This window comes from Emticicia fontis, from assembly GCF_054779675.1.
The window spans coordinates 22,022-36,139 of the sequence record NZ_BAAGXU010000006.1 but is presented as its reverse complement, the minus strand read 5'-3'; the positions used below and the strand labels follow the sequence as shown (position 1 = coordinate 36,139).

At 37.9% G+C, this 14,118-nt stretch carries 13 protein-coding genes; 4 read left to right on the top strand and 9 right to left on the bottom strand.

All coding sequences use genetic code 11. From position 1 onward, the window contains the following. The first annotated feature begins 15 nt into the window (after positions 1-15). The 3 genes from ACYVFA_RS04565 to ACYVFA_RS04555 all read left to right on the top strand — a co-directional run bounded on the left by ACYVFA_RS04565 (position 16) and on the right by ACYVFA_RS04555 (position 3,025). On the top strand, positions 16-780 hold the full coding sequence (locus tag ACYVFA_RS04565) for a pentapeptide repeat-containing protein (protein ID WP_460470621.1): 765 nt from the start codon (positions 16-18) through the stop codon (positions 778-780). A gap of 213 nt (positions 781-993) precedes the next feature. Continuing rightward, positions 994-1,656, top strand: a complete 663-nt coding sequence (locus ACYVFA_RS04560; RefSeq protein WP_460470620.1) for an ABC transporter ATP-binding protein — start codon at positions 994-996, stop codon at positions 1,654-1,656. A 40-nt stretch (positions 1,657-1,696) separates the two neighbouring features. Continuing rightward, complete coding sequence (locus ACYVFA_RS04555) at positions 1,697-3,025, top strand: TolC family protein (RefSeq protein ID WP_460470619.1); 1,329 nt, start codon at positions 1,697-1,699, stop codon at positions 3,023-3,025. Between the two features lie 42 nt (positions 3,026-3,067). Here the strand turns inward: ACYVFA_RS04555 and folK are convergent, their stop codons facing one another. From folK to ACYVFA_RS04515, 8 genes are all read right to left on the bottom strand, one after another. Next, on the bottom strand, positions 3,068-3,556 hold the full coding sequence (folK, locus tag ACYVFA_RS04550; protein ID WP_460470618.1) for a 2-amino-4-hydroxy-6-hydroxymethyldihydropteridine diphosphokinase: 489 nt from the start codon (positions 3,554-3,556) through the stop codon (positions 3,068-3,070). Continuing rightward, a complete protein-coding gene (locus ACYVFA_RS04545; protein WP_460470617.1) occupies positions 3,556-4,314 on the bottom strand; it encodes a geranylgeranylglyceryl/heptaprenylglyceryl phosphate synthase in 759 nt (252 codons plus the stop codon). The genes folK and ACYVFA_RS04545 overlap by 1 nt, the downstream gene beginning before the upstream one ends. Continuing rightward, positions 4,295-4,705, bottom strand: coding sequence for a glutathione S-transferase family protein (locus ACYVFA_RS04540; RefSeq protein ID WP_460470616.1), 411 nt, complete (start codon positions 4,703-4,705; stop codon positions 4,295-4,297). The genes ACYVFA_RS04545 and ACYVFA_RS04540 overlap by 20 nt, the downstream gene beginning before the upstream one ends. 218 nt (positions 4,706-4,923) lie before the next feature. After that, positions 4,924-6,114: a molybdopterin molybdotransferase MoeA gene (locus ACYVFA_RS04535; protein ID WP_460470615.1), complete on the bottom strand. Its 1,191-nt coding sequence runs from the start codon at positions 6,112-6,114 to the stop codon at positions 4,924-4,926. A 207-nt stretch (positions 6,115-6,321) separates the two neighbouring features. Continuing rightward, positions 6,322-7,098, bottom strand: coding sequence for a hypothetical protein (locus ACYVFA_RS04530; RefSeq protein ID WP_460470614.1), 777 nt, complete (start codon positions 7,096-7,098; stop codon positions 6,322-6,324). A 153-nt stretch (positions 7,099-7,251) separates the two neighbouring features. Next, positions 7,252-8,364, bottom strand: coding sequence for an XdhC family protein (locus ACYVFA_RS04525; protein ID WP_460470613.1), 1,113 nt, complete (start codon positions 8,362-8,364; stop codon positions 7,252-7,254). Between the two features lie 37 nt (positions 8,365-8,401). Further along, a complete protein-coding gene (locus ACYVFA_RS04520; RefSeq protein ID WP_460470612.1) occupies positions 8,402-8,866 on the bottom strand; it encodes a nucleoside deaminase in 465 nt (154 codons plus the stop codon). A gap of 75 nt (positions 8,867-8,941) precedes the next feature. Further along, positions 8,942-10,093 (bottom strand): cysteine desulfurase family protein, encoded by a 1,152-nt coding sequence (locus ACYVFA_RS04515; RefSeq protein ID WP_460470611.1) that lies wholly within the window; start codon positions 10,091-10,093, stop codon positions 8,942-8,944. Between the two features lie 224 nt (positions 10,094-10,317). Between ACYVFA_RS04515 and ACYVFA_RS04510 the strand changes: the two genes are divergently transcribed. Then, positions 10,318-12,873 carry a phosphoenolpyruvate carboxylase family protein gene (locus ACYVFA_RS04510; RefSeq protein ID WP_460470610.1) on the top strand — a complete coding sequence of 852 codons (2,556 nt, stop codon included), beginning with the start codon at positions 10,318-10,320 and terminating at the stop codon, positions 12,871-12,873. A 96-nt stretch (positions 12,874-12,969) separates the two neighbouring features. Here the strand turns inward: ACYVFA_RS04510 and ACYVFA_RS04505 are convergent, their stop codons facing one another. Next, positions 12,970-14,085, bottom strand: a complete 1,116-nt coding sequence (locus ACYVFA_RS04505) for an epoxide hydrolase family protein (RefSeq protein ID WP_460470609.1) — start codon at positions 14,083-14,085, stop codon at positions 12,970-12,972. Positions 14,086-14,118 lie beyond the last annotated feature (33 nt).

Genomic DNA, 14,118 nt, shown 5'->3' with positions numbered 1-14,118 from the left:
TTAATTGATAGAAATATGAAAAAACTACTTATTTTCTTTTTTTGTGCAGGTATTATCAGCACAGCATCGGCCCAAAAAGAAGTTTCGGCAAAAACTATTTTTGATGCTATCGACAAAGGACAAGCCGTTAGCTATGAAGGGGCTGTGATTACAGGTAAGTTAGACCTGACTGAGCTTTCTAATAAGCAACGCGTGAAAAAAAACAGAGATTACGAAGAATTCAAAAGTACAGTTGAAGTACCGGTTTCTTTTAAAAACTGTACATTTAAAGACGATTTCATTGCTTATAAAAACAACGAAGATAAAACAGGCGGCAGAAATTGGAGTATTAGTGTCGGTAATGGTGAAACATATACTACTGATTTCGAAAAGAGTGTAGTTTTTGAAAACTGTACTTTTGAAGGTCAGAGTGAATTCAAATATTCTGATTTTGCAGAAAAAGCATCGTTTAGCGGAACAAAGTTTGAGAAAGAAGCTAATTTCAAATATGCCGATTTCAAGAAAGAGTCAAATTTTGCTAATTGTAATTTCAACGAGTATGCCAATTTCAAGTATTCAAACTTTAAATATGATGTTGATTTTTATAGTGTAACATTCAGGGATTATGCTGATTTCAAGTATACTAATTTCAACGAACGTGTTACTTTCAAAGGCGCTTCGTTCAATGGTCATGCTGATTTTAAATATACAGAATTTAAAGATTCAGGCAATTTTGATAATACAAAATTCAAATCAGGGATTGACATGAAGTACTCGAACGGGAAAAAATACATGAACTAATCACACCTTTTTTATAACCCTATCCCTTGTCCGAAGGCGTACAAATCTTGTCCGTTTTCGGACAATTTTATTTTACACAAACACCACAAACAGCTGATTATCAGCAATTTAATTTTAATGGCATAACTTTGGTAAATACTTATGCAACATACAAAAATGAAAATCAGCTAAGAAATAGTATCTTAACGCATAGAACTAATCAATTCAATCAAAATGATTCAATTAAAAAATTTATCTAAATACTACCCAGCAGGCTTCGGAAAAATTTATGTATTAAGAAATATTAATCTTACTATCAATCAAGGTGAGTTTGTCTCTATCATGGGGCCGTCAGGCTCGGGTAAATCTACCTTGCTACATATTTTAGGACTTTTAGAAGAAGCATCAGAAGGTGAATATTTATTTGAGGATGTGCCCGTACAGAAGCTTTCAGAAAAGAAGCGTACTGAATTACATAGAACCAGTATCGGCTTCGTATTTCAGGCTTACCATCTGATAGACGAGCTGACTGTTTATGAAAACATAGAAACCCCTCTTTTGTATAAAGGCCAGTCGGGTTCTGAACGTAAAAGTAGAGTAGCTGACGTATTAGACCGTTTTAATATGGTAGCTAAAAAAGACCTTTTCCCAACACAGCTTTCGGGTGGACAACAACAACTGGTAGGCATTGCAAGAGCCATTGTAGCAGAGCCAAAAATCATTTTTGCCGATGAACCTACCGGAAACCTCCACTCCGAACAAGCCAGACAAATTATGGAGCTATTTAAAGAATTAAATGAAAAAGATGGGGTAACCATCGTGCAAGTAACACACTCAGAAGAAAACGCCACGTATGGCAATAGAATTATCAGACTAAAAGACGGCTGGGTGGAGTAATCAGAAGAAAGTTTTGAAATCAGTGATTTATAACAATACAATGAAGAATTTAACCAAATACTTACTGTTTTTTTCGTTTACCTTGAGCTTTTCGGGTGCATTTGCTCAAAATCAAATGACCTTGAAAGAGTGCCTTGATGTAGCCATCAAAAACAACTTAACTTATCGGGAAAGTCAGATACAGGCCGAAGCTGCCAATGTTGAATTATCAAGAGTTAAATCTTTGCAATATCCAAGAATAGGATTTTCAGTAGGGCAGGATTTACGTATCGGTAGAAGTATCGACCGTTTTACCAACTCTTATATTGAAGAATTGTACAGTACTAATGGCTTCGGTGTTGATGCCTCTGTTACGGTCTTCAATGGTTTTCAGATAAAAAACCAGATTCAGCAAAACCAGTTATTGAAAGAAGCCGGTGTAAAAGGTATTGAGGCCACACGTAATCTCATTACAATCAACCTTTTACAGGCGTACTTGCAGGTATTGGCTTCTCAGGAGTTAGTAGAAGTGGCGCGTCAACAGGTAGAAAGTTCTAAAGCGCAATTGGAAAGAATAAACAAAATGGTAAGTGCGGGGCTTTTAGGTCAGGCGGAGTATTTCTTGGTGAGATCTCAATTAGCTAATGACGAGTTTGCGTTTGTAACCACCAAAAATACATTGAAAACGAATCGTTTGCTATTGTTCCAGTTGATGAATATGACTCCAACCGTTAATGTTACTTTTACGCCTATTGGCGATGAGGTAAATATTTATAAAGTGGATGATAATTTCGTCAATCAACTATACGATCAATCGCTTGCTAATTTCCCATCGGTTAAAAGAGCTGAATTGCAGCTAAAAAGCTATAATAATCTGATAAAAGCCACAAAGGCTAACGTAGCACCAAATATTTCACTATCGGCAAGTTACGGAGCTTTTTACTCTACTTCTAACAAAAATGAAACCTATGTGCAGCAAATTAACGGTACACGTAACGGTTCTATTTCTTTAGGCTTAAGTGTTCCGATTTTAGGAGGTATGCAAAACAGACCACGTATTGCGGCTGTAAAAGTACAACAACAATTGACTGAGAATACTTTGAATACAGCCAAACTTCAATTACGCCAGGCCATTGAGCAATCATTCCAGGCATTTGATGCGGCTTCTGAAAGATATAAAGTAGCTACTGATCAGGTAAGTATTAATCAGGATAATGTGAAAGCCGTAGAAAGCAAAATCAGTGCAGGTACGGTGAATACGGTAGAATATGTGTTAGCAAAAACTAACTTCGACCGTGCGAGAAGTAATTTGGTTCAGGCAAAATATGAAGTTCTCCTGCAACAAAAAATCCTTGATTTCTACAAGGACGGAGAATGGAAAATTAATTAATAAATACAATTTTTATGAAACTGGCTACGGCACTTGTCGTAGCTATTGTTTTTTTATGACTTCGCTCGTATCAGGGCAATTGGCTAATAAAGATGTATTGGTTTCTTGTAATTGCGGATGAATGAAGTCAGGAGCAATTTCTGCCAAAGGTACTAATACAAACCGGCGTTCCTGAATAAATGGATGAGGGACTGTCAGATTATCAAGCTTGATGATATTATCATTATAGTATAGCATATCTATATCTATAATTCTTGCTCCCCATTTAACCTCCCGTATTCTGCCCATAGATTGTTCTACTGCCAGAATCTTCGTCAATAGCGCTGGTGCTTCAAATTCAGTAGTAATACAAATCACCTGATTGAGAAAATCGTCTTGTTCAGTTACACCCCATGCGGCTGTTTCGTAGATACTTGACTGTGCCAAAATAGCTCCGATGTTTTCGGAAATACGCAGGCAAGCTAAGTCTAAGTTTTCCTGCCTGTTCCCAAGATTTGAGCCAAGCCCCAGATAAACCTGATTGATTTTCACTAAACTGTTGTTAGATTAAAAGATTGGATAACCTCCGCTATCTCTGGAAGTAAAGTAGGATTTTTCTCAAAGGCATTGCCAATTACAATAATATCAGCTCCGGCTTCAAGCGCTTCATGTGCTTTTTCAGAAGAATTAATGCCACCACCTACAATTAGTGGCGCATCAATATTTTCTCTTACCCGACGAATCATTTTAGGAGATACCGGATACATGGCTCCGCTACCACCATCAAGGTAGATGAGTTTTAAGCCCAATAATTCTCCGGCTATAGCTGTGCAAGCAGCAATATCTGGTTTATCGTGCGGAATAGGCGTGGTATTACTGATATAAGAAACCGTAGTTTGTCGGCCACTATCTACCAGAATATAACCTGTTGACAGGATTTCTAAACCACTCTGTTTCAGAATAGGTGCTGCAATTACATGTTGACCAATGAGATAATCAGGGTTGCGGCCGGAAATCAATGAAAGTAATAAAATACCATCAGCAGAAGGCTCTATATGTAGGCTATTACCCGGAAAAATAATCACCGGAATATTAGTCTGGCTGTGAATGCTTTCAATCATTTCAGCCATAATATTATTGGTAATCAGGCTACCGCCTACAAAGAAAAAATCTACACGATTTTCGACGCAGTTATATAAGAAGTGATTAAAAGCGGTGGTCTCAACTTTATCAGGGTCGAGCAAAACAGCTAAAGCTTTTTTCTTTAGCTGTTGGTTTTGTAATATTTTATCAAGAAGTTGCTTCGGCATCTTTTGTTGTGAGGTGGTCTATCAATTCCATCAATTTTTCTTTTGCAACAGCCAGCAGAACTGAGGTAGCAGCACCTTTTAAAGCACCCCATACGAGAGAGTCTCCTTCTTTTTCTTTCACAGGTTCGGGCTCGGTTAATAATAAAGGCTCATCTGCTTGCTTGTCTTCTTTCCCTTCTGGCAAAAGCAACTCTGTTATTGCATATACTGCAACAATGATTCCTCCGATTACCAATGCATTTTTACCAACCTTTTTCAAGTCTCCTATCTGGGTTTCAATGGCTCCTAAATACTTATCTATCGATTCCTGTAATAATTCCTTACGTTCTTCACGATTCGACTTCGGTGGCACAATCGGTACTCCTGTTATGTTTTCTCTCTGATTTTTCACTTTCCCACAGATTTTTGTTCAAAATTATTCAAAAATGCTAAAAAAAGAAAGATTACTGCCTGTTTATAGCAATTTATGGTATAAAACGTAAATAATAAACGTATAGTATCATATTTTTTAATAGCCTATACGAATCTTATTACCTTTGACTACTAAACTTCGGCAATCGGGTAAAAGTTTCGGTTTTTGAGGTTTATCTTTTAAACTTTGCACACTAACTATCGATACAACCAAACAGTATATTTTTCTCCGTTCCTGAAAACCTCTTTCCCTAGAGGCAATTCCATAAAAGCATCGGTATCTACCAGACTGGCCAAATCGCCGGAGCCATTGCTTTCAATTGGCATTGCTTTCCATACCCCTGTTTCAGATCTTTCCAATTTTACCTGCAAGAAAAAGGTCAATTCAAATTTCACGGCAAAATCTTTGCCTAGTTCAGCACCGATACGTTCGGTCTTTAGCCCATGTGATGAATCAAGCCAGGGCTTGAAATACCGATGCAGGCACATAAAAGTAGAAACCGGATTACCCGGCAAAGCAAAAACGGCTTTATCATCTTTAACCCCAAACCAGAAAGGTTTGCCGGGCCTTTGAGAGACTTTATGAAACAATTTACGAACACCTTGGTTCTCCAGGGCTTGCGGTACAAAATCAAATTTTCCGGCTGATACGCCACCGCTTAGAATTAAAACATCGTAGGTCTCCAGATATTCGCCTATCTTTTGCTCAATTATTTCCTGACTATCAGGCAACAAAACTCTATCAGCCAATACTCCCCAGTTTTTCAGACAAGCCTGCAAGGCATAACTATTAGACGTACGTATCTGATGTGGTAGTGGAGTGGTAGTTATAGGTACAATCTCTTCTCCTGTCGAAATTACAATTGCTTTTACACGCCTTTGTACCAATAGCTCATTTTTGCCAATCGTAGCTGCAATACCAATCTCTGCAGCGCTTATCCTTGAGCCTTTTTTAACGATAATTTCGCTTTGTTTCCTGTCTATTCCCTTTTCGTGAATATTTATTCTTGCTTTTACAGGTAAAACCTCAATAGTAGCCATTTTATCTTTTATACTTACCTCTTCATAACGAATAACAGTATCGGTACCAATAGGCAGCATTGCACCTGTCATCACCTCAATACAATGTTCAGGATTTTTTAAAGTAGCCTGTGGCTTGCCCGCGGCTACCGTTTGTACAATCGGGAAAACGGTTTGCCCTTTAACTACTTGTGCATAAGCAATAGCAATACCGTCCATAGATACGCGGTCGAAAGGAGGAAAGTCACGATCGGCTTTTAAATCTTCGGCTAAAACTCTTCCAAGCGCCTCTTCAATAGATACTTTTTCTGTAGAAAGACTTAGCTTGTTATTCAGAATAATTTCTTCGGCTTGTTGAACTGTTGTCATGGCTATGAATTTGATCTGGGCAGGTTATTTGCTATCGTTTTATAGACTACATCACTACAAAATTATGATTTTTCAGAGGGAATCTATCTTTTGTTTTGAAATGTCTAGTAGCTACAAAAGAATCCTTTATCCTTTTATTGATTTTTACCTCAATACAGGAAAAGTATTTACGAGAATATTGAATATGCGAGATTATTATAATAATCTCTAAACAGTTCTAGGGGTTTTTCTGTACCTGACCATCAAAGGGGCTTTGTTCAGGCATCCACGCATGGTTCTATCAACAATCAATATGAACCCTACAGAAAAAATGAGCTTACCAATAGTAAAAAGGTAATCGGTATAAGTGACAAAAACAAAAAGGCTCAGGTACACATAAATATCAAGTACAGCTATTGCCATGGTGCCTACTACAACCTTATACCAGTTTTTTGATAAAGTTTTATCGACAAAAAAACTAACACAAACTGTAGCAGTCGTCAGAAGCATTGCCAATAACACAATAAAGAAAAATAGCTTATTGGATGCAAAATATTCCTGATAGACTTTTATAATAGAAAAACTAAATCCTATAATAAATAGTATCCCTGCCGATACGGTATAAGTTATGTTTTTAGGGTTCACTACCTCTTCGCGTAATTGTACTCTTTGCCTCATAAACATTACCAACAATACGAGATAAATCAGGCTGTTGTTGAAAATATTGAAAGTCACTAAATAATCAGCACTTACGAAATAATAATAAACTTCAGAAAAAACATTCAGGAAAAGAAAGGTCATTAACAAGTAAAAAATATCAACTTTCTTCACTCTTTTTCGCTGCACCCATAAGTAGCCCATACAAAGCAGAGTTGGAGCCTGATTTAATAATTTCGACAGTAATAGTTCTTCCCAAGAAAGCATCTTTGGCAAGGGCACAAACTGAAAAAACAAGGAAGTTAAAATAACAACTACCCCGTATAAGGTTACGAACTTAAACGACATGCAAATAATAGTATTTTACAAAAGCTAACATAATTAATTTAATACCAGCAGTTTAAACAAAACTCAATAGCAAAAGCTTTTTAGATAAGGAATCTCAGGAAGGTGTGAATAAAGAACAGCAATAATATTTTACTTCTAAGAAAAAACCAAATTTTAGACATCATAAATTGGTTTATTTCTGAATTTAAGCTTGATAGCATCTCTACCAGAGAAATTTGTGCGGATTTCGGCACATACAGACAAGGCAATCTCTTCGGGCGTGTTGGCACCAATATCCAGACCAACGGGGCTGTAAATACGACTTTCATTTTCAGGCGTAATCGGATTTCCTTCTTCCTTCATCCGGTCATACATCTTGACAGTACGTTTCTTAGGACCCAATAGACCGATGTAAGATATATCTGTTTTTAGTAGTGTTTGCAGGTTGCGGTAATCAGTCTCATAGTCATGACACATAGAGATAGCTGCTGTATAGGCATCAATCAAAGGTACATAATCTTTGGGCATTACGGCATCTGCTGTTTCAAAGAGCGAGGAGTGCATTTTGTTTGGATTACAAACTACTATTATTTTCCATCCCAATTCTTTCGCCATACGTACCATTGGATACACATCATAATTGCTCCCGAATACATATAGCTGGATAGTCGGAGGGATAACCTCAACAAATAAACTGACAATCAGACCATCAGCCAGTGTGTATGTTTGTAAGGTAGATTTAGTTGTAGTCAAAGAGCTTTGAATCTCTTCTATCACTTGTTCACGGATAGTTTCCAGAGGAAAAATCTTGCCAAAATGCTCAGCCGTATCAAACCTGAAAGCCTGACCTAGTTGAATTCGCTCATTAGGTCTGTTTAAGGCCGTTACCGTAACCATTACATTCGGGCTCCGAAGGTCTAGGCAATGACTCATTTGCAAAACGGCATTTTGCTCGTTTTGTGGGTCAAGTGGAGTAATCAATACATCTATTATCCCATTACAACCTAAGCCTACGCCTATCTGATAGGGATCATCATCGGAAGTATCATAGGTAATCAGAGTAGCTTTATTCTGTGACATCGCCAGCCTAGCTTTTTTCAAGGCATCGCCTTCCAGACATCCACCACTAATTCCGCCAATCCATTCTCCTGACTCCATCACCAGCATCCGTGCACCGGTTCTGCGATACGAAGAACCCTCAACACGCACAACCGTTGCCAAAGCTGCCCGATTCTGACTAAAATCAATCTTCTGATAGGCTTCAACAATTTGCTTAATTTCTTTCATATATATTCTATAAAAGGGCATAATGGTAATTTGGCAGTTAATTTTTCTCTGCCCAAAGTCTGAAAGCTTCCTGCGCTTCTTCTCTTCCTAAGGGTTCAATAACAATTTTTCTTTCTGAAAGCGGCAAAGGAATTTCCTGATAAAGAAAAGCATCATCAAAACCTACTGCGGCTGCATCATCACGGGTGTTACCATAATATATTTTTCCTAGTTTTGCCCAATAGATGGCACTGAGGCACATCGGGCATGGCTCGCATGAGGTATATATTTCACAGCCTTGGAGTTCGAATGTTCCCAGATTCTTACAAGCATCTCTGATTGCTACCACCTCAGCATGAGCAGTGGGGTCGTTGTGAGATAAAACCTGGTTATGCCCCTGCCCTACTATTCTTCCATCTTTTACTATTACTGCCCCAAAAGGCCCTTGCCCCACTCCATCCTGACTGCCTATTAAAGACAATTCGATGGCTTTGCGCATGAATTCTTTTTTTTGCTCTTCCATAATGTTCGTGTAGATTATCAAAATTTACAAACTTCTATTATTCAGTATATTCGATAACAACGATTTGAAAAATCGTCAAACATGTAATACTTTCCTCATTCGCCCTACCACCTCAGCAATATGTTTAATAGCCAGCTCAACATCTTCCTGTTTCGTCATTCTACCCAGGCTAAATCTGATAGACCCGTAGGCCGAATCATCGTCTAATCCTAAAGCTTTTAGTACATAAGATGGTTCAGTAGAGGCTGAATTACATGCCGACCCATTAGACACAGCTATTTCATTCAGGCTCATTAATAGCTGCTCGCCATCAATCCTGCCAAAACAAATATTACTGGTATTAGGCAAGCGGTTGGTAATATTACCGTTTACATTAGCAAAAGGTATGGCTTCTAAAATACCTTTTTCCAAAGCATTTCTTAGGTGGAACAGTCTAATAGCTTCTGCATCCATAGTTTCCTGGCAAATCTCACAGGCTTTTCCTAAGCCAACAATGCCGGGTACATTTAGTGTTCCAGAGCGTAGACCCCGTTCGTGTTTCCCGCCATCCTGTTGTGCTACAATATTTAGTTTTTTCCTGATATATAAGGCCCCTACTCCTTTAGGGCCATAGAGTTTATGAGCAGACAGACTTAATAAATCTATTCCATAGGCACCAACATCAATGGGCAATTTCCCTATTGCCTGTGTAGCATCAGTATGAAACAAAGCCTGATATTTATGGGCGATTTCCGCAATAGTCTTTAAAGGGTAAGTTACACCGATTTCATTATTCGCTGCCATTACTGAAACCAGAATCGTGGTTGGCCGGATGCTATTTTCAAGCAAGGCTAAATCAATATTTCCTTCACCATCTATAGGCAGATAAGTAATTTCTGCACCTGATTTTTCCAGATGCTGGCAAGTATCTAAAACGGCCTTATGTTCTGTAGCAACTGTGATGATGTGATTACCCTTTTGGCTAAAAGCTTCATATACACCTTTAATCGCCAGATTAACCGATTCTGTTGCGCCACTTGTAAATACAATTTCTTTCTCTGAAGCACCCAGTAAGTCTGCCACCTGCTGCCGGGCTGTGCTTACTGCCTCGGCGGCTTTCCAGCCATAAGCATGAAACCTACTCGCAGCATTGCCGAAATGCTCTGTCAGATAAGGCAACATGGCTTCCAGCACCTCTCTATCAAGTGGTGTAGTAGCATTGTAATCCATATAGATAGGGTATTTCATGGGTTGACTAAAACAGGTTTGTCTATGCTATATTTGCACGAGTAAAATTACTGATTTTATAGATTATTGTAGCTTAAAAAGAGACGACATTCAACAGAATTGTTTTATCTTTTGAAATATTTTAACTTTTTCAAGAAAAACCAAACTTTATTCGGCAAACTAATCAAAATACAGTAGATTTTTACGTAGTTTGTTTTGTCAAAACATTAATACTCCTAAGAAAAATGCTGGGAAATTCTATTGATTCGGTTTTTACACAAGAGATTCATAATAAATATCTTGTATTTAATACGCTTTTTTCAAGGCTACCTTATGATAAGATGACCAAAATTGGTCAATTAATGCCTTTTTTGCATGATATGTCAGAGGTGGATTTTGAGGCAGGGAAAGAACCCAAAGAAATCATTGATACGTTTTTCAAGCAATATACCTCTATCAAAGAAGAAAAGGAAAAAATAGACCTTTTGTTCAGGTTTATTACCTATATCGAGCGCCAGGTCGTATTGTTTGATAGTGTAGAAGATTCAGCGTTTGAAAAACTCAATCCGTTGAATGGCAAAGGGACACTTCAAGGGACACTTGATCTGGCCATGCAACAAGATAAACTGGAGGAAGTACACGAGAAGTTAAAGAATTTTAAGGTACGTATCGTTTTCACGGCTCACCCTACGCAGTTTTATCCAAGTAGCGTATTGCGTATCATTCAGGATTTAGAGCAACTGATTCCTAAAAATGATATTAATGGTATAGATTCTCTGCTACAGCAATTAGGTAAAACACCTTTTATCAACTACCAGAAACCTACCCCATTAGAAGAAGCCCAAAGTATTATCTTCTATCTGCGCCACGTATACTATCAGGTAATTGGTGAAATTCATGATAAATTAAGAACGTATTTTCAGAATGGAAGTGGAGGCTTTAATCCGGTACTGGAACTAGGTTTCTGGCCGGGTGGTGATCGCGATGGCAATCCTTTTGTAACAGCTGAAATCTCGAAAAAGGTATCTCTTGAACTTCGTACCAGCATTCTGAAATGTTATTACGATGACTTTATATTCATTTGTCGTCGTCTGACATTCAAAGGAATTATGCCTCTGTTAACAGCCATTAGTAATCGTATTTATAACAATATGAATGGGCTGGTTTATGATTTGACTTTAGATGAGTTGCTAGCTTCATTAGACCAGGTAAGACAATTATTGATTACCAAGCACAATAGCATATTTCTTGATTTATTAGATAAGTTTATTCAGCAGGTAAAACTATTTGGGTTGCACTTCGCCAGTCTCGATATCAGACAAGATAGTAGTATACACGAGAGTGTAATGGAGCAGATTAATCAGAAATATGGTATTTCTGACAAACCTTATCAAGAGTGGAGCGATGATGAAAAACTACAATTCCTGACCGAACATGAATTGCAGATAAACGAAGATGATTTTGAAGATGCGCTTACAAAAGACACTTTCAAGACTGTTCGTATTATCAAAGAAATACAAGCAATAAACGGCGAAAAAGCCTGCCACAGATACATTATCAGTAACTCTACTTCTATGTTTTCAGTGTTAGAAGTATTGGCGCTGTTCCGTTTTTGTGGCTATAAAGAATCTGAAATCAAGGTTGATGTGGTGCCATTGTTTGAGACTATCGAAGGCTTAGACAACTCTCAGGCTACCATGACCAGCCTTTACCAATTGCCTTTCTACAAAACCCATCTTGAAAACCGTGCCAACCACCAGACTATTATGCTAGGTTTCTCGGATGGTACAAAAGACGGAGGATATGTAAAAGCCAACTGGGAGATTTATCAATCTAAAGAGAAACTGACACGTATTTCGAAAAAGAATCAGATAGAAGTCATTTTCTTCGATGGTCGTGGCGGCCCTCCTGCCCGTGGTGGTGGTAAAACTCAACAGTTTTACGCATCGCAGGGACCAACGATTGCTAATAACGAAATTCAGGTAACTATTCAGGGGCAAACCATTACTTCTATGTATGGTTCACGCTCACAGGCTATGTATAATTTTGAGCAATTGTTATCGGCAGGTATTATCAATGATGTTTTTCAGGACGATAAATCTATCATTAATAAGCAAGAGCGTAACCTGATTGAAGAGCTGGCAGAAGAAGGTGTAAAGAAATATTTTGAGTTAAAAGAACATCCGCTTTTTGTGCCTTATCTTGAAAACAAGAGTCCGCTGAAATATTACGGATTGACTAATATTGGTAGCCGCCCAAGCAAGAGAAGTTCAGGCAAAAAACTGACTTTATCTGATCTGAGAGCTATTCCGTTTGTAGGTTCATGGAGTCAGTTAAAACAAAATGTACCGGGTTATTTTGGTTTTGGTACGGCTTTGCAAAAAGTCATTGATGAAGGGCGATTGGAAGATTTAAAGTTGCTTTATGAAAACTCATTGTATTTCAAAACCTTGATGGAAAACAGTATGATGGGTTTAACTAAAACATACTTCCCATTGACTTATTACATGAAGAAAGATCCGGAATATGGCGAATTCTGGCAGATTCTTTTTGATGAGTACCAATTGACGGTGAAAAATATGCTGTTAGTATCGGGACAAGATAGCTTAATGGCTAACGAAAAATTAAGCAAAATGTCTATCGACTACCGTGAGCATATTGTATTGCCTTTATTGACGATTCAGCAATATGCTTTACAGAAAATAGAAGAGACAACTGATGAGCAATTAAGATTAGTTTACGAGAAAATGGTTACTCGCTCACTATTCGGGAATATCAATGCCAGTAGAAACTCGGCGTAATTTTAAATCAGATTATCCCTTATATCTATCATACATAAGCCCGATAAATGCACATGGCATTATTCGGGCTTATTTGCATTTTATCGGGTGTTTTACCTATATCTCGAATCTTTCAAAGAAATTGCTTAGCTCCACTGCATATACATACGGAACTTCCATTGGTGCAAAATGCCCTCCTTTCTCTAGTTTATTAAAACTCACCAGATTCACCATCCTTTCTGCCCATTCCTGTGGAAATTGCGCTTCTTTCGGAAATAATGACACACCTGTTAGCACATTTACTTTTTGAGAAGATTTTAAGCCTCCCATATATGATGCTCTTGCATTTTCAGCATACGTTCTGATTGAACTGTTGATTGTCTGACTTACCCAATAAATCATGATGTTTGTAATCAACTCATCCTTGGTGAAGCTATTCTCAATATCCCCATTATTATCACTCCAGGAATTGAATTTTTCCAGTATCCAACCTGCCAAACCTACAGGAGAATCATTCAATCCATAACTTAAAGATTGAGGCTTAGTTGATTGAATCATATTAAACGCCCCTTCACTAAAAAACCACCCCTGAATCATCTGACCAAATTGCTGTTCGGCTTCTGACATTGTACTCCAATCCTCAGTTCCGTCCGGATAACCTACATCAGTGATATGAATGGCTTTTACCTGAATGGGGAACTGATTGGCCATTGATTTGGCAATGACACTTCCCATATCACCACCTGCCACAAAATACTGCGTATAGCCAAGTGTTTCAACCATTAATTGATTGAATATTTCAGCCGTTACGTCATTATTTACTGCATGATGGCTTGAAAATCCAAAACCCGGAATAGACGGAATGACTAAATCAAATGAGTTTTCATTCTCGGTCAATAAGGCGATTAATTTATGAAACCGATAAAAAGAGTCAGGCCAGCCATGTATCAACAATAAAGGTTTGTTTTGTTTACCCTTCCCTTTTACATGAATAAAATGAATAGTTGTTCCGTTGATTTCAGTTGTGAATTGGGGAAACTGATTCAGTGCCTCTTCTTGTTTACGCCAGTCATACTTATTCTGCCAATAGTCTACTAGTTCTTTTAAGTAAGTAGAATTTGTTCCATAACTCCACCCTGAGCCTTTAGGTTCTTCTGTCCAGCGGGTATTTTTTAGTCTTGTGGCAAGGTCGTCCAATACTATTTGTTCAATGCTAATATTAAATCTTTTCATTGTTGTCATACCTTTTTGTTATTGATATGACAA